The organism is Sneathiella sedimenti, assembly GCF_017313765.1.
Lineage (GTDB): Bacteria > Pseudomonadota > Alphaproteobacteria > Sneathiellales > Sneathiellaceae > Sneathiella > Sneathiella sedimenti.
In genome coordinates this window covers 776,441-796,847 of record NZ_JAFLNC010000001.1, presented here as the reverse complement: position 1 = coordinate 796,847, position 20,407 = coordinate 776,441, and the positions used below count along the sequence as shown (strand labels likewise).

Sequence of the window (20,407 nt, the reverse complement as noted above, 5' to 3'; positions counted from 1 at the left end):
ATGCCCGATAAAGGCCGGCTACTTCAATATAATTCTCCCCGGGACCAGCAAATCCGCCGACTACCTAAGAATTTGATTCATAACCTTGAATCGAATTTCGAGCCGGTATGGGAGACCGTGCGCCACTATAGCAGAGTGAGACCAGGAAACCTAGGGTTTTCGCGTGCGCGAGCCAGGCGTAAAATGACCCGAAATTGCCAGTAATATCAGGGCGTTGCGCCGCCCGACCGTCGCCGGGTAAATTGGTAGGTTGCAACCAGCCCAATTGCCGCCGCGGGCAGGCTGGCAAGTGGCAGCAGCCAGGCGACAACATGAATGGTCGAGATGTCCGCCTGTTCCGACAGGCCCGCCGCATTGGCAAGAATGCCGGCATAGGCCGCCCCAAGGGCGAACCCTACCCGCTGAAGGGTCGGAATGGCGCTGGAGACGCGCTCATATTCGTTCGCGGGCGCAAGTTTCATGGCGCGCCGCAGGATGAAGGTCCAGGCCATCCCGAACCCACCGCCCTGTATCGCGGCAAAAACGCCGATCAGCCAGACCGGCCCATTTGGCAGGCTGTAGGCATAACCGGGAAGACTGGCTGTGATGACCAGCATGCCGCTGAAAATCATTCTGGCATCATGCTTTTCCGCTACGCCTGAGGCCAGGAAAGCGACTATCGACCAGCCGATAGACAGGCAGGCCATGACATATCCACCGACGATGGGCGGCTCATGATGAATGACGGTGATCAGATAGGGTCCATAGACCGTAATGGCGATGGTGGTTGTCGAAAAGGCGAGGACCAGGACAAGGGCGGCGCCAAGCGGTGTCAGTAAATTCAGGGGATTGTGGGGAAGCAGGCGGTTCTCCGATTTTTTGCCGTCCAGAAATAGAAAAATAACCAGCGCCATGACGCCAAGGCCCACAAACAGGCTGGTTTGCAGGACAGAAACCTCGATCCCGCCATAGGCAATCAGGAAGACGCCGAGGGAAAGCCAGCTAAGGCGCCAGAAAGGAAACCGGATATGGGGTCTATCTTCCTGCTTTTTGCTTTTCCGAAGGGTAAACTGGATCCAGATCGCCATCAGGATCGCCTGGATGGCAAAAAACCAGAACCCGCCCTGCCAGGTGCCATATTCGACGAAAAGGCCACCCACGAGCGGCCCGATAAAGGCGGAAACGCCCCATAATGTGCTGATGGCCCCCATGGCGCGCGCCGTAAGGCGCCGCGGAAACAGCGAACTTACCGCGACAAACGCCATCGCCATCAATCCGCCGCCGCCCAACCCCTGAAACAAACGACCGACCAGCACCACCCACATTTCGGGCGCAAGCGCACTGACGCCGCAGCCCAGCGCGAATAATAGCGCCGCGAACGTCATTGGTCCGCGCAGGCCATAGTGGAGGGTTAGCAGGCCACTGGAGGCGCCCGCAATGATGGACCCTATGCCATAGAGCGCAACCGTCCAGGCGATCAACTCGGCGCCGCCGATTTCCGCGACAATCTGCGGCACCATGGTGGCGACCAGCAGGCTGTCTGCCGCATGCAGCCAGATGCCGAGGCAGACCAGCGCCAAAGCCAGCCCGTATTGTCGATTGAGGATTTCGCGCCAGCGGACAGTGCCGGTTGGTTGAGGTTGATCCATGAAACGGCCCCTTTTTAATGGAACGAACGGGGTCAGAACCCTTCGGGAGCGAGGCGGCAAACAGTGCGATCTTGCAAATTATGCCGTTTGACGGATCAAAGCTCCCTCTCCCGCTTTTACTCCAGCATCCGCATCAACAGGTCGATATCCTCCGACAGGGCGATATCTTCCTGACGCAGTTCATCGATTTTCTTGAGCGCATGCATGACGGTTGTGTGATCGCGACCGCCAAACTTCCGGCCGATCTCCGGTAACGAGCGGGACGTCAGATGCTTGGCGAGATACATCGCCACCTGGCGCGGGCGGGCAACGGCACGGGCGCGGCGGGCGGAATGCATGTCCGACATGCGGATATTGAAATGCTCGGCGACCTTTTTCTGGATTTCCTCGATCGTGATGCGCCGGTCGTTGGCACGCAGTAGATCGCGCAGCACTTCCTGGGTGCTCTCCAGCGTTACCGCTCGACCCACTAGATCGGAATAGGCCAGCACGCGGTTGAGTGCGCCTTCCAGCTCCCGCACGTTGGAAGTAATGCGATGGGCAAGAAATTCCAGGATGCGGGGTTCGATTTCGAGCTTACCCTGCTCGACCTTCGATTGCAGGATGCCGAGGCGAAGTTCGTAATCGGTCGGGTGAATATCCGCAACCAAGCCCCAGCCAAGGCGGGAGCGCATCCGCTCCTCCATCCCTTCCAGGTCGGTGGGAGAACGGTCGCCGGAAATAATGATCTGGTGGTTCTGGTCGACCAGCGCGTTGAAGGTATGGAAAAATTCCTCCTGTGTGCTGTCCTTGCCGGCAATAAACTGCACATCATCGATCATCAGCACATCGACAGAGCGGAACTGATCCTTGAAGTTCATCGTATCCTTGAACCGGAGCGCTCGGATAAAGCGATACATGAATTTTTCGGCAGAAAGATAGAGAACCTTCTTCTCCGGGCTGTTGGCGGCAATGGCATGGCCGATCGCATGCATCAGGTGGGTCTTGCCAAGCCCGACGCCGCCATAAAGATAGAGCGGGTTGAAGGGAACGGAATCTTTGGCCTCGGCGACGCGACGGGCGGCGGCATGGGCAAGCTCGTTCGATTTGCCGACAACGAAGTTCTCAAAGGTAAAGCGCGGATCAAGCGGCGCCATCAGGGACGGGTCAGGATGAGCCGACTCGGCAATGGTGGCCGTCTTGCTTTTGAACGGTTCGCTCGTGTCAGCCAGGCCGAAACTCGGTTTACTAGCGGCCCCATTTTTCTTGTCGAGAGGTTTGACCCGGATATCGACAGCCGTGACTGATTGATCTATCGCGCTCCAGAGTTGACGAATACGGTTGGCGTAGTTGTTTAGAACCCAGTCGCGTAGAAATCGCGTCGGCAAGGTCATCGAAACCATATTGCCGTCGATTTTGTCCAATTCGATATTCTTCAGCCAGGAATTAAATGTCGCGGCGCCGTATTCGCTACGAAGCTGCTCCCTAATCTGTTCCCATTGCGCATTTCTTGTCATTACAGAAGCCCCTGGTTCCGTCTGCGCTGTCATCAGTTTTGTTTCCAGTCGAGACCGGCGACTTTCCAGCCGCCAACAGTTCCCCGGTGACCGTTGGGATCCGCTGCGCCCTCAAATCCCTCAAGGACATTATAGGCGCGGCTGTATCCTGCCCGTGTGGCGGCCTCGGCAGCGGCGATAGAACGCACCCCCGACCGGCAGAGAAATATCATCGGCGCGTCCTTGTTCGGCTGCAGGGCCGAAATCTCGTCGATAAAATTTTCATTCTTGGACATATCGGGAAATAGGACCCAAGAGACGGGTTGGACTGTTTTACCGAGCGAAGACAGATCGGGCATTCCCACATAAGCCCATTCTGCTGTTGTTCTGACATCTATAAGGACCGCGTTCGGGTCACTTGCAAGTAATTCCCATGATTCCTGAACTGTCATATCACCGGCATAGGTTGCGTTGGTGCCGGGCGTTCCCCCATTCGTCATTCAAATATATCCTTCGTTCCAATATGCAGAGCTTTATCCGGTGAGGTCCGAACATCAGCGCCAAAGAATTTCCGGTGTTCCCCCCTGGAATCACCTCTAAACTGATACACAACGCAAAACTACATTAAACGCGCACGCTACTGGACACAGCATTTCCCAGGCGGTATTTCGCCCCTTCATCAGCTCTTAATCCACTCGATATAAGGATTGGGAGTGCTCCTTTGAGACCGGGCAGAGTAAACTTATCCACACCCCCCATGCAAGGAAAGGGTGACGGGAGACCCGAAATTTATTTCATGAATTGACTGAACAATTTCTTGACCTACAAGATGTTGTAAGCTGTTCCATAGCGGGGAAGTTAACTGGTAAAACGCCGCGAGAAATCACAATCAACGGCACGCCTATAAAGCGCAATGGCACATAAAAAAGCCGCGATCCTTTTCAGGCCGCGGCTTGATTCTGAATCGATTCTCGTCTTATGCGGAGAGTGCTTTTACTTTCGCATTCAGACGGGAGATCTTGCGGGAGGCCGTATTCTTCTTGTATACGCCCTTTACCACGCCACGGGTTAGTTCAGACTGGGCAGCGCGAAGCGCCTCGTTGGCTTTCGCCTGATCCCCTTCTGTTACCGCCAGCTCGACCTTTTTCACATAGGTGCGAATGCGGCTGCGACGGGCCCGGTTACGTTCGGTCCGGACGTCTGTCTGCCGGATGCGTTTCAATGCAGATTTATGATGCGCCATGACAATCCTGTCTTTTAGCTTCGAAATTCGGAAGCCGGGTTATAACCAGCGGGAAATACGCAGTCAACAGAAGAATGGGTATAATTGGCGGGAATTCGTAAATTTCCGCCAATTATGTTGATGTTGCCGGTAAATCCCCGGAAATTCGTCCTGAATTAGCGGTTCTTGAACTCCGGTGTGCGTTTTTCGGCGAAGGCAGACATCCCCTCTTTCTGGTCTTCGGTCGAAAATGTCGAATGAAACAGCCGCCGCTCGAACATGATTCCTTCGCGCAGGGTCGTCTCATAGGCCTTGTTGACGCTTTCCTTGCACATCATGACGATCGGTTGTGAAAGATCGGCAATTTCGCCGGCAACCTTCACCGCCTCATCCATCAGGTCGTCAAGTGGGATGATCCGGCTGACCAGTCCAGAACTTTCCGCTTCCTCTGCGCTCATCATCCGGCCGGTCAGGCACATTTCCATGGCCTTGGATTTACCGACTGCACGGGTCAGGCGCTGGGTACCGCCAAGACCGGGGATGGTGCCAAGCTTTATTTCGGGCTGGCCGAACTGCGCGTTATCGGCGGCAAGGATAAAGTCGCACATCATGGCAAGTTCGCAGCCACCGCCGAGCGCGTATCCCGCCACGGCAGCGATCACAGGCTTGCGAAAAGTGGAAAGCCGTTCTGAATTGTGGCTCAGGAAGTCGCTCTTATAGACATCCATATAGGTTTTCGGCTGCATTTCGAGAATGTCGGCGCCTGCGGCAAACGCCTTTTCCGAGCCCGTAAGGACAACGGCGCCGATATTTTCATCGGCCTCGAACTTATCAAGGGCGTCGGCCAGTTCCTCAAACAGCTCGGCACAGAGGGCGTTGAGGGCTTTCGGCCGATCAAGGCGGATGATGCCGACGGCGCCTTTCGTATCGGTGACAATATTATTATAGGCCATGGGAGTATCCTGTTATTGGTTTCGTTGGGTCATTTGCGCTCATTATCTTCATGGAATATTCTTTGTCCAGCCTAGCGCTGACATTTCGGACAGTAAAAAGTAGAGCGCCCGGATTGCGTGATTCTCCGGATGATGCCGGTGCAGCCCACAGTCGGGCAGGGTGCGTTCTCCTTGTCGTAGGCGAGGAATCGGTGCTGGAAATAACCGAGTTCCCCATCGGTGTGGCTGTAATTTCGCAGCGTTGATCCGCCGGAGGCAATCGCTTCTTCCAGGACGGTTCGAATGGCGGCGGCGAGCAGGTCAGCCCGGCGGCCCTTCACATTCGCCGCCTGGCGTTTGGGCGATATCCCGCTGCGGTGCAGGGCCTCACAGGCATATATGTTGCCGACCCCGGCCACGACCCTCTGGTCGAGAAGCGCGATCTTGATCGGCGTCTTTCGTCCTGCCAGCCGCTCTGCGAGCACGGGCCCATTGAATTCATTGCCGAGCGGTTCCGGACCGATCCCGGCGAGTTGAGGGTGGCTGTCCAGCACCTCCGCCCGTGTCAGCAGCATGAAGCCGAACCGGCGCGGATCGTGATAGCGCACACGAAGGCCGCGCGCTGTCTCGAAAATAACATGGTCATGCTTGTCAAACGGCCTCATTGGATCAGGATCGGGTTCGATTCGAAAGCTTCCCGACATCCCAAGATGGCCGATCATCACGTCCCCACCTTCCAGGCTCATCAGGATATACTTCGCGCGGCGCCGGATGGCCTCGATCCTCCGGCCGGTCAGTGTCTCCGCGAATCCGTCAGCGAAGGGAAAACGCAGGTTCTCGCGCCGCAGCGTGACGGTAGTAAACTGGTCGCCGATCAAGGCCTGTTCCAGACCACGGCAGACGGTTTCGACTTCTGGTAATTCGGGCATGGCGGGACAGTAGCCTTATTTTAAGCCTTGCGCTATGCTCTTATTTCGACCAAACAGGGCGATCAACTCAGTCAATTGACGGAAAGTGCGATGGCAGCTTCGGATAACGCATCGGATAGCACCCATTTCGGGTTTCGCGAGGTCCCAAAGGATGACAAAGCCGGGCTTGTGCGCGGCGTTTTTGACAGCGTTGCCGAAAATTACGACCTGATGAATGATTTGATGAGCGGCGGGGTCCACCGGCTCTGGAAGTCGGCGATGATCGACTGGCTGATGCCGCGCAAGGGGCAGCATCTTCTGGATGTGGCGGGTGGCACAGGCGATATTGCCTTTCGCTTCCTGGATGCCGTGGAAAATGACGGCCGGGTTACGGTACTCGATATCAATCACGCCATGCTGAGCGTCGGACAGGATCGCGCCATCGATCACGCTCGTCTCGCCGGGCTTGACTGGGTGAACGGTGACGCGCAATCCCTCCCCCTTCCCGATAAGTCGGTTGATGCCTACACCATTGCCTTCGGTATTCGCAATGTGACGGATATCCCCAAGGCCCTGCGCGAGGCCTACCGTGTTCTGAAGCCGGGCGGCCGGTTTCTCTGCCTAGAGTTCAGCAAGGTGGAGGCGCCGGTATTGAAGGAGTTTTATGACTTCTATTCCTTCAAGTTGCTGCCCGAGATCGGTGGCGTGGTGGCGAAGGACAAGGCGTCGTATCAGTATCTGGTGGAAAGCATCCGCCAGTTTCCGGATGCCGATCGTTTCGTCGACATGCTGCGCGAGGCGGGCTTCGGGCAGGTCAAGTACCGCCGTCTTTCCGGCGGCATTGCCGCCATGCATTCAGGCTGGCGGTTATAAGGCGGGACCTTTTTAGGAGCGACATTCTGTGATCCGGATCTTCAACAATGCCCTGCGACTGCTCTTCGTTGCCCGGACGCTGGCGCGCCATGACGCCCTGTTCTTCCTCGATAATTTCGAACGGCTGCCTCTATATCTTGTGCTGCTTCGGAAAATTATGCCGCTATTCGCCCTCGGCGCCACCCGAAGCAAGGACTTGCGTGACGGTGAACGGCTCGCCAACGCGCTGCAGGACCTGGGCCCCAGTTTTATCAAGCTGGGTCAGGCGCTCTCCGTACGCGCCGATCTAATCGGCGAGGAAATGGTGCTGGACCTCGGCAACCTGCGTGACCGTCTGCCGCCCTTCCCGTTCGAGCAGGCACGCGATACCGTCGAATACGAACTTCGCAAGCCTTTGGCAGAATTATTTGCCGAGTTCAATCCGGAACCTGTCGCGGCCGCCTCCATCGCGCAAGTGCATTTTGCAACAGTGCGGGAAATGGTCCCTGCCCCGACGGATGACGATCCCGCGGCAACCGAGGAAGTTCTCCGCGATGTTGCCGTGAAGATCCTGCGACCGGGTATTGAGAATGCGTTCGAGCGCGATCTGCGGCTCTTTTACTGGCTGGCCGAACTGGTGGAACGCTATCAGCCGAACATGCGCCGTCTGCGGTTGACCAAGATCGTCGACACCATGGCCGATTCCGTGGAGTTGGAGATGGATTTACGGCTGGAGGCGGCCGCGGCGTCGGAAATGGCGGAGAATTTTGCCGAGGATGCGGAATTTGACGTGCCGGAGATCGATTGGCAGCGAACGGCTCAGCGGGTGATGACCCAGAGCCGCATTGACGGGATCAGTATTTCAAAGAAGGACGAGTTGGTTGCCGCCGGGCATGACCTCAAGGCGCTTGCCGACAATGTCATCCGCGTTTTCCTGCACCAGGTGCTGCGCGATGGCTTTTTCCATGCGGATATGCATCACGGCAACCTGTTCGTGACAGATGACGGACGACTGGTTGCCGTCGATTTCGGAATCATGGGTCGGATGAGCCGGGAAACTCGGCTGTTCATGGCGGAAATGTTGCATGCCTTCCTGACCCGCGATTACTGGCGGGCGGCTGAAATCCATTTCGAGGCGGGCTATGTGCCGAAGCACAAGTCGCTGGCCAACTTCGCGCAGGCCTGCCGGTCGATCGGAGAACCTATTCTTGGTCGTCCGGTGAATGAAATCTCCATCGCCCGGCTGCTGGTGCAGCTTTTCCAGATTACCGAAACCTTCGAGATGGAAACCCAGCCGCAACTCCTTCTGCTGCAAAAAACCATGGTCACGGCGGAAGGCGTGGCCCAGAGCCTGAACACTGAAATCAACTTCTGGGAATCTGCCACCCCGACTGTTGCCCATTGGATGCGGGAAAACATGGGTGTGGAGGCACAGGCCGCCGATGTGGTGAAGGACGGGATCGCACTGCTGCGCAAGATCCCGGCGATCGTTACCAAGGCCGATGACCTGCTGACAGACCTAGAAACGCGCGAGAAGACGCTCCGGCAGGAAATGGACGACGAAAATGCCGCGACGGAGCAGCGTCTCCGTACCGGTTATCTGGCGGGTGGGGTGTTTCTTGGCGCCCTCGCGGCCTATTTACTGATGCTTGCGGTCTGATCTGACCTCAAATCCCGCCTTTATCATGATGCCGGCAAGAAATAGCTTGCGGGATGCCGGGGGAATTATTATTTTTTACAGAAAAGATCAGTAAAATATAGGGAATGGAATATTTTGGGCGCAAATATCGAAAATAAGTCGGTTCTGCTGATCATTGGCGGTGGAATTGCGGCCTATAAGTCCCTCGAGCTTATCCGCCTTCTTTCGAAGCAGGGAATTCGAACCCGCGCGATCCTGACCAAGGCCGCGAAAGAGTTTGTAACCCCTCTCTCTGTTGCCTCACTGACTGGGGAGAAAGTCTATGACGATCTCTTCTCTCTTACCGATGAAGCTGAAATGGGCCATATCCAGCTCTCGCGCAGCGCCGATCTTCTGGTTGTCGCCCCGGCGACCGCCGATTTGATGGCAAAAATGACAACAGGTCAAGCGACCGACCTGGCAACGACAGCCCTTCTCGCAACGGACAAGCCGGTGTTGATCGCGCCCGCCATGAATGTCCGCATGTGGGGGCATCCGGCGACGCAACGTAACCTGAACACCTTAAAAGGCGATGGCATTATGACCATCGGTCCTGATGACGGCGATATGGCCTGCGGCGAATACGGGCCGGGCCGTATGTCGGAACCGGAGGCGATCTGCGGTGCGATTGTCGATTTTTTTCAAGGTAGCGCCAAAAAGCCCCTCCGGGGGCGGAAGATGCTTGTGACCGCCGGGCCGACCCATGAACCGATCGACCCTGTGCGCTATATCGCCAACCGGTCTTCCGGCAAGCAAGGCTACGCGATCGCCGCCGCTCTCGCCGATCTGGGCGCAGAGGTGACTCTTGTTTCGGGTCCGACCCGTCTGGATACGCCGCGAGGGGTGACGCGGAAATCGATCGAATCCGCGAAAGACATGCTGGCCGCCTGCGAGGCCGCCCTGCCCGTTGAGGCCGCCATTTTCGCCGCCGCCGTTGCCGACTGGCGGGTCGAAGCGGAATCGGACCAGAAAATCAAGAAGCGCGAGGGGCAGCTTCCCAGCCTGTCACTCGCGGAAAACCCCGATATCCTGGCAACGGTAAGCGCCCGTAAGAGCGACCGCCCCTCTTTGGTGATTGGTTTCGCCGCTGAAACCGAAACGATAATTGAGAACGGCAAGGCCAAGCTTGCCAAGAAGGGTTGTGACTGGATCCTTGCCAATGATGTCGGCACCGGAACCGGCACCTTCGGGGGTGATGACAACCAGGTATTCCTGTTGACGCGGGACTCGGTCGAGGATTGGCCAAAGCAGAGCAAGGAGGCCGTGGCACGGACGCTGGCGGACAGAATTGCGAAGTATTTTCAAGAGGTTGACGCATGTCTGACGTAACCATCTCCATCACCCGCCTTTCCCACGGTGAAAGCCTTCCACTGCCGTCTTATGAAACTGCGGATAGTGCCGGGATGGACATTCGCGCCGCGGTCGAAACGGTGCTCGAAATTCCGCCCGGCGGCAGGGCGTTGATCCCGACAGGCTTCAAGATAGCCTTGCCACGCGGGTATGAGGCTCAAATCCGCCCCCGCTCCGGCCTGGCATTAAAAAAGGGGATTACCTTGCCCAATAGCCCCGGTACCATTGATGCAGATTATCGCGGTGAGGTTGGCGTCATCCTGATGAACGCGGGCGAGGAAACTTTTGTGGTAGAGCGAGGGGACCGGATCGCGCAGATGGTGGTTGCACCGGTACTGCAGGCAGGCTGGCGCGAAGTGGAAAGCCTTGATGAAACAGTGCGCGGCGAAGGCGGATTCGGGTCCACCGGCGTTGCGGAAGTGGAGGAGGCGGGTTAGCAATGTTACATCTGCCGAAGAAAATGCTGTATGCGCTGGAGGCGGTGGTCGATATTGCCTTTAATGCGCGGCCCGACCCAGTGCAATCCAAGGAAATCACCAAGCGGCAAGGCATTCCCCTGCGTTATCTGGAGCAGGTGATGCAACAGCTGGTTCATGGGGGTATTTTAAAAGGGGTGCGCGGTCCTCGCGGTGGTTATCGTCTCGCACGGGAACGGCGCCGGATCACGGCAGGCGACGTCATTCGGGTGATCAGTGCGGCAGAAGCGGAGGAAGATGCGCAGATATTCACCTCTGAAATCGGGCAGAATGTTGTCGGGCCGCTGTGGAACGAGGCACAGGCCTGCTTGCTGGCAGAGCTGGATAGCGTGACCCTCGAGGATCTCTGCCAACGGGCCATGGCAAAGGGCGAGGTTGAGGCGCCGAGCGACGGCTCGTATTTCGAAATTTAATCGATAAAACAATAAGTTGAGCATAAAATGAAAAATGATGCGCCTCGTGGCAAAATCTATGAGTCCATTGTCGATACCATCGGGGCGACCCCGCTCGTCAGGGCCCGGAGGATCGGAGGAGACTGCCGAAGCAAGGTTGATATCCTGCTGAAGCTGGAATTTTTCAATCCACTGGCCTCTGTGAAGGATCGTATCGCCGCGGCGATGATTGAGTCGATGGAGGAAGCGGGCCTGATCCGGGAAAATACTGCGATTATCGAGCCCACGTCCGGTAATACCGGCATTGGCCTCGCGTTTGTGTGTGCAGCGAAGGGATACCACCTGACCCTGGTGATGCCCGAAAGCATGTCGATGGAGCGGCGCAAGATGCTGAAACTTCTCGGTGCCAATCTCGAACTGACCGATGCGGCGAAAGGCATGAACGGCGCCATCGCCCGCGCGGAGGAGATGAAAGCTGAAATCGGTGATGCCGTTATCCCGCAGCAGTTCGAGAATCCCGCCAATCCTGCCGTCCATAAGGTAACAACAGCAGAAGAAATACTCGCAGATACGGGTGGCAAGGTCGATGTGGTGGTGATGGGCGTTGGCACCGGCGGAACTCTGACGGGTGTAGGGACGGTACTGAAGGCGAAAAAACCCGACGTTCGCATTGTCGCGGTGGAGCCTGAGGATAGCCCCGTCTTATCTGGCGGACAGCCAGGACCGCACAAGATTCAGGGGATCGGCGCCGGATTTTCGCCGAAAAACCTGGATGAAAGCCTGATCGATGAAGTCCTCACGATCGGTAATGAAACCGCGTTTGAGACAGCACGGGAAGTCGCCCGGCTTGAAGGTATTCCTGTTGGCATTTCCTCCGGCGCGGCTGTGGCGGCGGCGCTGGAAATTGCTGACCGGCCCGAAATGGACGGCAAGACCATCGTCGTAATCATCCCGTCCTTCGCCGAGAGATACCTTACCACCGCGCTGTTTGACGGCCTTTAGGTCATGGCGCTCAGCGACGATCAACTCGACCGTTACGCCCGTCATATCATCTTGCGCGAAATCGGCGGCGCGGGGCAGCAGAAACTGCTGCGCTCAAAGGTGTTGATCGTCGGGGCAGGGGGGCTGGGTTCGCCCATGCTGCTCTATCTCGCGGCAGCGGGGGTCGGCACCATCGGGATCATCGATGACGATGTGGTGGATCTGTCCAATCTGCAGCGGCAAATCGCCCATGGCACCGCGGATATCGGCGTGGCGAAGGTGAGAAGCGCAGCAGAGGCGGCGGCGGAGATCAACCCGGATGTCAAGGTTATAGAATATCACGCGCGCCTGACCGCGGAAAATATCGAGGAAATAATTGCTGATTATGATCTCGTGACCGACGGCACCGATAATTTCGAGATCCGCTTTCTGCTTAACGATGCCTGTTATTTTGCGAAAAAGCCTCTTGTTTCGGGCGCTATTTTGCAGTTTGACGGACAGATCACAACTTTCAAACCCTATGAGGAAGGGGCAAACCCCTGCTATCGCTGCCTGTTTCCGGTGCCGCCTCCACCTGATGTGGCGCAGACCTGTGGCGAGGCCGGAGTTCTCGGCGCGCTTGCCGGTGTGGTCGGAACCCTGCAGGCGGTCGAGGTGGTGAAGGAACTGCTCACTATCGGCGAAGGACTCTCAGGCCGTCTTCTTCTTTATGATGCGCTCGCCGCCGAGGTGCGTAAAATCAAAATTCCCCGTGATCCAGCTTGCCCACTTTGTAGTAATAATCCGACAATCACGGACTTATCCGCTCATCGTCACATGAAATAGGCGGCGGCGACGGTAAGGGAGAGCGGCAGGGAGATCATGGAGATCATGGTTTGAATGGTAATGATCCCCGCCATAACCTCAGCGTCTGCGCCGAGCAGCTTGGCAAGGGCATAGCCCGAACTCGCCGTCGGGATGGTGCCATAGATAATCAGGATCATCGCGGCGACCCCCTCCAGCCCGGTTGCGATGGCGACCCCTGTGATTACCAGCGGGAACAGGAGGAGTTTTAGCACGGTGGAGATCAGGACATAGGTTGCACCGGTATGGATGGACTTGATCTTCAGGCCAGCCCCAACACAGAGCAACGCGAAGGGCAGGGACGCCTTGGAGAGCAGACCTGCGAAGTCACTAATGACGGGCAGGGGCCCAATGCCTGTAAAATTAAGGAACGCCCCGGCAGCAATGGCCATAATCAGCGGATTACGGGCAATTTCGCCCACTAACCGTCGCTTGAGAGAATGGGTGCCGGAAGGTCCCTGATAGGCGACCAGTACCGTCACGCAGAAGAGGTTGGTAACGGGGACCAGCACGGCGGTGGCAACCGCGGCGAGCAATAGACCCTCCGCGCCAAAGAGGTAGTCGGCGACGGCAAAGGCGATAAAGGTGTTGTGACGCGCGGCACCCTGAAAGACGGAGCCACCGATACGTGGATCGATCCTGAATATCTTGACGGCCAGCAGGGACGCCAGTCCCGTCACGATAAGTCCGCCAAGCAAGGCAAGGGAGTAGCTGCCGACCAGTTCGTTACTGAAAGGCGCGGTCGTCGTATTATAGAAAAGCAGCGCAGGAAATAGCACCCAATAAACGACCCTGTCCGCATGGTGCCAGAAATCGCCGCCCGGAAAGCCGTTCCGCCGGAGCAGATTGCCGAGCACCAGCAATAAGAATATCGGCAGCACGGAAAGCGATATCGCCCACATGTTCGAATGTCCTTTATTATTATTGGTACAGGCCGGGAAGTTCGCCTGCTTTGTGGTTGATATTGATCCGTTTGACCAGCGGAAATACCTCTGGACTTATTGTTTCGTGTTTTTTGGTATCACGAAAGCTTTCTCCTTGGGGTCATATAACTCCGGGTTGGGATGATATCCGGGACCGATGGTCAACGCAACACCCGGCATGTCCGACTGGTTGATGCTGGATCTATATTCTTTTGAATAGGTGGCGAGAGGCGTAACCGTACCGGGCCTTTGCAGGGTAATGGTGACTTTGTATGGGCGATCCCTGACCACTCCGGAAACCCCCGGTGTCCGCAGCATATATTGCAGCTGGGCAGAATTTGCGGTCGCGGTGACGATCAGCGGCTCTCCTCCTACGGGGTTCTCGAATTCTGCGATGATTTCCGTGCCCTCCGGGATATCGCGAAGGGGTCTTGCAACAAATCCATAGAACGCCTCCCCGATCCGGTAGTTGAAGATAAAGCCACCGCCGGTGAATTCCAGATAGGGCGCGTCTTTGTCCTCACCACAGCCGGACAACAGCATCCCGAAGATCAGTAGACTGGCAGCAAACGCCTTCAATTGAATTCTCCCTGACCAAATTCAGGCCATATGATACGCTTCCCCTCGATTGCTGTCCATTTTCCGGAAGGGAGTGAGGAGTGTCGCTGCTATACGCCTTGCAACAACTGATGAACGCGGTACAGGTGACGGCAATTTATGCGTTGCTGTCCGTGGCCTTCGTGCTGTTCTACGGCGTGACAAACCGCCTTAATCTCGCCTTTGGCGCCATCGCCATGTGGGCGGCCTATGTAACGATCCTGATGATATCCCTGCTGGAAGGCGTAACTTTCTGGCCGCTGTTACTCGTGGTTATGGCAGGAATGGGGATTGCCCTCGCCAATAGCGCGCTGCTGGGATTTTCGCTGCATCATCTGGCGCTTCGGCATCTGGTCAACCGTCGACCGCAGGCGATGCTGATTGCGACTGTCGCTATCGCCATCACCCTCGAAGAAATAATGCGGCTTATCAACAGCTCGCGGGAACTATGGCAGCGGCCGTTTTTTTCTGATCCAATCCGCCTTATTGAGTCTCAGAGCTTCCCCATTCAGGTCACTCCGTTGCAGATCGCCGCGGTGTTGGTCGCCTTCTGCGTTGTCGGGCTGCTGATCATGCTAGTGAAATGGAACCGTTTCGGCATCTACTGGCGCGCCTGTTCTGAGGATCTGCCGATGGCGGCGCTATGCGGTGTGAATATCCCGCTCATCCTTGCGGCGTCCTTTATTCTTGCCAGCCTTTGTGCGGCCCTTGCCGGCTCTCTCATCGCGATGTTGTATGGCAGCGCAAGTTTTGTCATGGGAACGGTCATTGGCCTGAAAACCATGTTTATTGCGGTGATCGGCGGGCTGAGGTCGCTTTCAGGGGCGGTGCTGGCATCGGCCTTGCTGGCGTTGTTTGAGACCTACTGGTCCGCTTATCTCGATCTCGCCTACCGCGATGTTGCCGCGTTTTGCATCCTCACCCTGGTTCTGGTCCTGAAGCCGGAAGGAATGCGGGCACGGACATAAAAAAACCGGCCGGAACAATCAAGCTCCGGCCGGCGGTTCAGGTCTTGACGAGTTGGGTGCTTACGCGATTTTTGGCGCGGATTTCAGCACGTCATCCTCGACATAGTCGGTGAACTGCTCGAAATTCTCGATAAAGCGGGCCACAAGGTCTTTCGCCTTGGTGTCATAAGCCGCCTTGTCCGCCCAGGTGTTGCGCGGGTTGAGAATGTCCGAAGGAACGCCCGGGCAGGAGGTCGGCATGGCCAGACCAAAGAAGGGGTCCTTCTCCGTTTCAACATTGGCAAGCGTGCCATCGAGAGCCGCGTTCACGAGCGCGCGGGTGTGGCCAATGGGCATGCGGTGGCCGATGCCATATTCGCCGCCGGTCCATCCGGTGTTCACCAGCCAGCAGTTGACGCCGTGTTTGGCGATTTTTTCGCCGAGCAACTTGGCATAAACGGCGGGGTGCCGCGGCATGAACGGGGCGCCGAAGCAGGTGGAGAAGGTCGCCTGGGGCTCGTTGCCGAGGCCTTTTTCCGTGCCGGCCAGTTTTGCGGTATAGCCGGAGAGGAAGTGATACATCGCCTGCTCTGGTGTCAGCTTCGAGATCGGGGGCAGGACGCCGAAGGCATCGGCGGTCAGCATCACGACATTGGTTGGATTGCCCGCAACGCCTGTTTCGGAGGCATTAGGGATAAACTCGATAGGGTAGGACGCGCGCGTGTTTTCCGTCAGGCTGTTGTCATCGAGATCAAGCTCGCCGGTGTCCGGGTCCATTACGACATTTTCAAGGACCGTACCAAAACGGCGCGTGGTTTCATAGATTTCGGGCTCGGCTTCCTTGGAGAGATTGATCACCTTGGCATAACAGCCGCCCTCGAAGTTAAAGACGCCGTCGTCTGACCAGCCATGCTCGTCATCGCCGATCAGCATTTTGCTGGCGTCAGCGGAGAGGGTGGTTTTACCGGTGCCGGACAGGCCGAAGAAGACGCTGGAGTTACCTTCCTTGCTGACATTGACCGAGCAATGCATTGGCAGGATGTCTTTTTCCGGGAGGAGGTAGTTAAGGATGGAGAAGACAGACTTCTTGATTTCACCGGCATAGGAGGTGCCACCGATAATCACAAGTTTTTCCGCAAAATTGGGAAGGACGAACACTTCGGAGCGGGTGCCGTCAACGGCAGGGTCGGCCTCGAAGGAAGGAATCTGCAGGATCGTGAATTCGGGCTCGAAATTCTCAAGCTCATTCAGTGCGGGCTGGATGAACATGTTGCGGGCAAATAGATTGTGCCAGGCGCATTCGGTAATGATCCGCACCCGGAGGCGATTATTGGCGTCGGCCCCTGCATAGCAATCTTGCACGAATACTTCTTTTCCGGTGAGATAGTCGCGCATTTTCTTATGCAGACCGGTGAATTTGTCAGCGTCGATCGGCTTGTTGACCGCGCCCCACCAGATATTCTTCTCGCTGCTAGGCTCTTTCACGATGAATTTGTCGTTAGCGGAACGGCCCGTGTGCTGGCCGGTAAGGGCAACAAGGGGGCCACCGGCGGCAAGTGAGGCTTCTCCGCGCAAGAGGGATTCGCGGTAAAGAGCCGGCGTCGATAAATTCCAATATGCTTTGCCCACGTTGCCCAGGCCATTCTTTTCCAGCCCATAGCTGCTTTTACGGGGTCCAATCTGCTCCACTATCATTCTCCAGTGTTGTAAAAGAGATGCCCGGTTCCGGGCTTTTCATTTTAGAATAAGGCGCATGTATAAGGCGCGCAATACAACTGTCACCAAAAAAGCGACTTAAAATCTTTCATTTTTTGCGACTGTTTCATTTTTCCATTGGATTAGTTCCACTTAAATCAGAACAGCTGAATTTTCTATTAATTTCTTGCGTTTTTTAACAGACCGATAATCTGCCGTCGGACGTCATCCGCACTCGTCGCAGGGGTAAAAAAGAGAATCCGTTCATATCGCCAGCCCTGCCGGAGGTCCATTCCCTCTCTATCAATGCCGCAAATTTCCCAGCCATCGGCGGGGGTGCCCGTTGCCGCGGTAACCAGTTCCTGCACCGCGTCCGCGTGATCCGTATTCATGTGATTGACGATATCGGACTCTGCCTTGCCAGTTTGCAGAAATCCCGGATCAATGAGGAACTTTTCCGGATCGAGCCAATGAATTTCGCCAAATCCGGCGACCAGATGGGCGCGGGCAATAGTCATTCGATAAAAGTTGAAATCGGAAAATTCCGCAAAATCGCGTGCTGAGGGGAAACGGCGCAGATAGCGCGCCTTCAGGTTCTTGTCATCAACCACCTGCAAATGGCCTTCCACTGAGATGCGGGGCAGGGTGAGCGGATCGCGATCTCCCGGTTGTTCCGAAATCAACAGCGAGACAGATGCATTACGGGCAATATTCCGGCTGTGCACCGCGAGGTCGGAAAGAAGAAGAAGCGGCTGTCCCGCAGGATCGGTTGCCATCAGCACCAGGGATGCATAAGGGGTCGCGTCAGTTGCCATGCTGGTCGCGAGGGAGGCCGTCGTCGCCTGCCGTAGAAGCCGACGCACCGTTTCCGCTCGGCTGTCGGTATGGGATGAATCTGTCATCGGTCTGTTTTGCGAAAAATTCGAACAAATGCAAAGAAAAATTAAATTCCTGCGGCTAATTCCGCATTTTAGACGGTTTTTGGCGCCTCGAGAGCGGTAATTTCATCTTGGACATTCTGTTGCCTTAATTTGACTAAATGTAGATGGCAATTAGATGCGACAGATCATACAATAAGGTGATGACATGAATCTGGGGACTGATATGGCCACGAAAGTAGCCTTGGTCGATGACGACCAAAATATCCTGACGACCGTTTCGATCCTTCTGGAGAGCGAAGGGTTCGAGGTGGCTAAATATTCGGACGGGGAAGAGGCCCTGAAAGGTCTCGCCGACAACCCGCCGGATCTCGCGGTGCTGGATATCAAGATGCCGCGCATGGACGGAATGGAACTATTGAACCGCCTGCGCCGGACGAGCAGCCTGCCGGTCATTTTCCTGACCTCGAAGGATGACGAGATTGACGAATTTCTCGGCCTCAAGATGGGTGCCGACGACTATATCCGTAAGCCTTTCTCACAGCGCCTGCTGGTGGAACGTATCCGTACAGTCCTCAGGCGCCATGGCTCCGCAAAAGAAAGCGAGAGCGAGAGCGAGGAAGATATTATGTTGCGGGGCAAGCTAAAGCTCGACAGCATCCGCCATGCCTGCTTCTGGGATGGCAAGGAAGTGACACTCACAGTGACAGAGTTTATGCTGTTGCACGCGCTGGCGCTGCGCCCGGGTCATGTAAAAAGCCGTGATCAGCTGATGGACGCGGCATATGACGACAATATATATGTGGATGATCGCACGATTGACAGCCATATCAAACGGCTGCGCAAGAAGATCAAGGCAACGGACCCCGACTTTTCTGCCATCGAAACTCTGTATGGCGTCGGGTATCGGTTCAAGGAAAAATAGTACCGAAACGGTTCAGACTGAATGAATGTGGATCCTAATCTCCATGTAGGAGAGTCAGTTCCTGACGGAAAAAAATCGGAGAACCGGGAGAAAAAGGTAAGGCGAGGCCCCTTTTCCTCTCTTGGACGCCGGATTATGGCGATCAATCTGTTCTCTGTTGTTTTTCTGGCGGGCGGAATTCTGTACCTTGATCAGTTCCGTGATGGCCTGATCGAGGCGCGGTTCCAGGCGCTGACGACCAATGGCCGGATGATAGCGGGCGCCCTTGGTGAGGCGGCGCTGCAAGAGGTCTCGCTTGACGGGCAGGTTCAATATCTGACGCTCGATTCCCTTCCCATTAAACGCGTTCTGAGACGGCTTTCCATCGTGACCAATACCCCGGCGCTCCTGTTCGATCGGGAAGGGGTGCTGATTGCCGACAGCCGCCGCCTGATTTCCGCCGGTCGTAATATCGTGTCGGAAGAGCTTCCCCCACCGGAAGTGAAAAGTCCCGTGCGTCTTTTCTTTGAGGAGCTCTATGACGGCTGGGAAAAGCTGTTCCCGGCAAAATATGACTATCCGCTCTTCCCGACGAACCCGATCCCGAGCGCAGCGGATTTCCAGGAAATTGGCTCCGCCATCAATGGTGACAACGGGCGTATGACCCGCCAGACCTATAAGGGCGAGCTTGTCCTTTCCGTTTCCGTGCCCGTTCAGGGGTTCAAGCATATCCTCGGCGGATTGCTGCTGACGGAAAGTGGAAGCAGTATTGATGACGCCGTCCGCTCAGCGCAGGTGACGACCCTGATTGTCTTCGCGGTCACGTTGGTTATCACGCTGCTCCTTTCCCTCTTCCTAGCGCGTACCATTGCGGCTCCGATCCATGTGCTTGCGGAGGCAGCGGACAAGGTGCGCCGTGGAATCGGGCGGCGCATGGTCATACCCGACTTCTCGGACAGAAAGGACGAGATCGGCGATCTCTCCGTCTCCTTCCGGGCAATGACCACGGCTCTTTACGACCGGCTCGACGCGATTGAGGCTTTTGCCGCTGACGTTGCCCATGAATTGAAGAACCCGCTGACTTCCCTCGGGACGGCAGTACAGGCGTTCGAGCGGGTAAAGGATGAGGAAACGCGCGAAAAACTCCGCGTCGTTATCGCCAGTGATGTAAAGCGGCTCGACCGGTTGATCACCGACATCTCGGCCGCGAGCCGCCTGGATGCGGAACTCTCCCGTGCGGAGGGTGAACCGGTGGACCTGATCAAGCTGGTGGAAGGGGTGCTTGATGGCTATCGCACGACCCAGATGTTCACTGCGATTTCCTTTGATTTCAAGCGGCCTGGAAAAGCGGTTAAGGTCACCGGCCTCCCGGGTCGGTTGGGCCAGGTCCTCAGAAACCTCATAGACAACGCCGTCTCTTTCTCTCCGGAAGATGGCCAGGTTCTGATCCGCCTCAAGGAGGACGACAAATTTGTCGAACTCAGCGTTGAAGATGAAGGGCCCGGCATTCCCGAGAACAAGCTCGATGCCATTTTCAGCCGCTTCTATACGGAAAGACCCAAAGCAGAGGGCTTTGGCCGACATTCGGGGCTCGGGCTCAGCATTTCCCGGCTGATCATTGACGCCCATGGCGGGACAATTACTGCCCGAAACCGGACGGATGAAACGGGTAAGGTGCTGGGCGCCATATTCCTAATAAAGTTGCCAAAATAGGAAGGTCTGGCAT

20 protein-coding genes are annotated in these 20,407 nt (G+C 56.4%); 10 read left to right on the top strand and 10 right to left on the bottom strand.

The features are described from left to right. Nucleotides 1-206: 206 nt before the first annotated feature. The 6 genes from J0X12_RS03755 to mutM all read right to left on the bottom strand — a co-directional run bounded on the left by J0X12_RS03755 (nucleotide 207) and on the right by mutM (nucleotide 6,186). Nucleotides 207-1,628: an MFS transporter gene (locus J0X12_RS03755; RefSeq protein ID WP_207042407.1), complete on the bottom strand. Its 1,422-nt coding sequence runs from the start codon at nucleotides 1,626-1,628 to the stop codon at nucleotides 207-209. A 116-nt stretch (nucleotides 1,629-1,744) separates the two neighbouring features. Beyond that, nucleotides 1,745-3,124: a chromosomal replication initiator protein DnaA gene (gene dnaA, locus J0X12_RS03750; protein WP_207042406.1), complete on the bottom strand. Its 1,380-nt coding sequence runs from the start codon at nucleotides 3,122-3,124 to the stop codon at nucleotides 1,745-1,747. Between the two features lie 32 nt (nucleotides 3,125-3,156). Beyond that, nucleotides 3,157-3,603 (bottom strand): rhodanese-like domain-containing protein, encoded by a 447-nt coding sequence (locus tag J0X12_RS03745; RefSeq protein WP_207042405.1) that lies wholly within the window; start codon nucleotides 3,601-3,603, stop codon nucleotides 3,157-3,159. Nucleotides 3,604-4,079: 476 nt separating this feature from the next. Beyond that, complete coding sequence (gene rpsT / locus J0X12_RS03740; protein WP_207042404.1) at nucleotides 4,080-4,346, bottom strand: 30S ribosomal protein S20; 267 nt, start codon at nucleotides 4,344-4,346, stop codon at nucleotides 4,080-4,082. Nucleotides 4,347-4,501: 155 nt separating this feature from the next. Then, nucleotides 4,502-5,278: an enoyl-CoA hydratase gene (locus J0X12_RS03735; RefSeq protein WP_207042403.1), complete on the bottom strand. Its 777-nt coding sequence runs from the start codon at nucleotides 5,276-5,278 to the stop codon at nucleotides 4,502-4,504. A 71-nt stretch (nucleotides 5,279-5,349) separates the two neighbouring features. After that, complete coding sequence (gene mutM / locus J0X12_RS03730; RefSeq protein WP_207042402.1) at nucleotides 5,350-6,186, bottom strand: bifunctional DNA-formamidopyrimidine glycosylase/DNA-(apurinic or apyrimidinic site) lyase; 837 nt, start codon at nucleotides 6,184-6,186, stop codon at nucleotides 5,350-5,352. A gap of 90 nt (nucleotides 6,187-6,276) precedes the next feature. Here mutM and ubiE point away from each other — a divergent pair, with 90 nt between their 5' ends. The 7 genes from ubiE (at nucleotide 6,277) to J0X12_RS03695 (ending at nucleotide 12,719) form a co-directional block, all read left to right on the top strand. Next, nucleotides 6,277-7,038 carry a bifunctional demethylmenaquinone methyltransferase/2-methoxy-6-polyprenyl-1,4-benzoquinol methylase UbiE gene (gene ubiE / locus J0X12_RS03725; RefSeq protein ID WP_207042401.1) on the top strand — a complete coding sequence of 254 codons (762 nt, stop codon included), beginning with the start codon at nucleotides 6,277-6,279 and terminating at the stop codon, nucleotides 7,036-7,038. 28 nt (nucleotides 7,039-7,066) lie between these two features. Continuing rightward, on the top strand, nucleotides 7,067-8,677 hold the full coding sequence (gene ubiB, locus J0X12_RS03720) for a 2-polyprenylphenol 6-hydroxylase (RefSeq protein ID WP_207042399.1): 1,611 nt from the start codon (nucleotides 7,067-7,069) through the stop codon (nucleotides 8,675-8,677). A 111-nt stretch (nucleotides 8,678-8,788) separates the two neighbouring features. Beyond that, on the top strand, nucleotides 8,789-10,024 hold the full coding sequence (coaBC, locus tag J0X12_RS03715; RefSeq protein WP_420497041.1) for a bifunctional phosphopantothenoylcysteine decarboxylase/phosphopantothenate--cysteine ligase CoaBC: 1,236 nt from the start codon (nucleotides 8,789-8,791) through the stop codon (nucleotides 10,022-10,024). Beyond that, on the top strand, nucleotides 10,012-10,482 hold the full coding sequence (gene dut, locus J0X12_RS03710; protein ID WP_207042390.1) for a dUTP diphosphatase: 471 nt from the start codon (nucleotides 10,012-10,014) through the stop codon (nucleotides 10,480-10,482). The genes coaBC and dut overlap by 13 nt, the downstream gene beginning before the upstream one ends. A gap of 2 nt (nucleotides 10,483-10,484) precedes the next feature. Then, nucleotides 10,485-10,934 (top strand): RrF2 family transcriptional regulator, encoded by a 450-nt coding sequence (locus J0X12_RS03705; RefSeq protein ID WP_207042389.1) that lies wholly within the window; start codon nucleotides 10,485-10,487, stop codon nucleotides 10,932-10,934. Between the two features lie 27 nt (nucleotides 10,935-10,961). Next, the gene (cysK, locus tag J0X12_RS03700) at nucleotides 10,962-11,915 is read left to right on the top strand and encodes a cysteine synthase A (protein ID WP_207042388.1); all 954 of its coding nucleotides are present in this window, start codon (nucleotides 10,962-10,964) and stop codon (nucleotides 11,913-11,915) included. 3 nt (nucleotides 11,916-11,918) lie between these two features. Then, entirely contained in the window at nucleotides 11,919-12,719 is an 801-nt protein-coding gene (locus J0X12_RS03695; protein ID WP_207042387.1) for a HesA/MoeB/ThiF family protein, read from the top strand. Here the strand turns inward: J0X12_RS03695 and J0X12_RS03690 are convergent. Beyond that, nucleotides 12,707-13,639 (bottom strand): AEC family transporter, encoded by a 933-nt coding sequence (locus J0X12_RS03690; RefSeq protein WP_207042386.1) that lies wholly within the window; start codon nucleotides 13,637-13,639, stop codon nucleotides 12,707-12,709. The genes J0X12_RS03695 and J0X12_RS03690 overlap by 13 nt on opposite strands. Before the next feature lie 96 nt (nucleotides 13,640-13,735). Then, the gene (locus tag J0X12_RS03685) at nucleotides 13,736-14,239 is read right to left on the bottom strand and encodes a hypothetical protein (protein ID WP_207042384.1); all 504 of its coding nucleotides are present in this window, start codon (nucleotides 14,237-14,239) and stop codon (nucleotides 13,736-13,738) included. 80 nt (nucleotides 14,240-14,319) lie between these two features. Between J0X12_RS03685 and J0X12_RS03680 the strand changes: the two genes are divergently transcribed. Continuing rightward, entirely contained in the window at nucleotides 14,320-15,225 is a 906-nt protein-coding gene (locus J0X12_RS03680) for an ABC transporter permease subunit (protein ID WP_207042382.1), read from the top strand. 60 nt (nucleotides 15,226-15,285) lie between these two features. Here the strand turns inward: J0X12_RS03680 and J0X12_RS03675 are convergent, their stop codons facing one another. After that, entirely contained in the window at nucleotides 15,286-16,899 is a 1,614-nt protein-coding gene (locus J0X12_RS03675) for a phosphoenolpyruvate carboxykinase (RefSeq protein ID WP_237687939.1), read from the bottom strand. A gap of 179 nt (nucleotides 16,900-17,078) precedes the next feature. Next, a complete protein-coding gene (locus tag J0X12_RS03670; RefSeq protein WP_207042378.1) occupies nucleotides 17,079-17,801 on the bottom strand; it encodes a HugZ family pyridoxamine 5'-phosphate oxidase in 723 nt (240 codons plus the stop codon). A 202-nt stretch (nucleotides 17,802-18,003) separates the two neighbouring features. Here J0X12_RS03670 and J0X12_RS03665 point away from each other — a divergent pair, with 202 nt between their 5' ends. Both J0X12_RS03665 and J0X12_RS03660 read left to right on the top strand, forming a co-directional pair. Then, nucleotides 18,004-18,702, top strand: coding sequence for a response regulator transcription factor (locus J0X12_RS03665; protein WP_207042943.1), 699 nt, complete (start codon nucleotides 18,004-18,006; stop codon nucleotides 18,700-18,702). 21 nt (nucleotides 18,703-18,723) lie between these two features. Beyond that, nucleotides 18,724-20,394, top strand: coding sequence for a sensor histidine kinase (locus tag J0X12_RS03660; protein ID WP_207042377.1), 1,671 nt, complete (start codon nucleotides 18,724-18,726; stop codon nucleotides 20,392-20,394). Nucleotides 20,395-20,407: the final 13 nt, after the last annotated feature.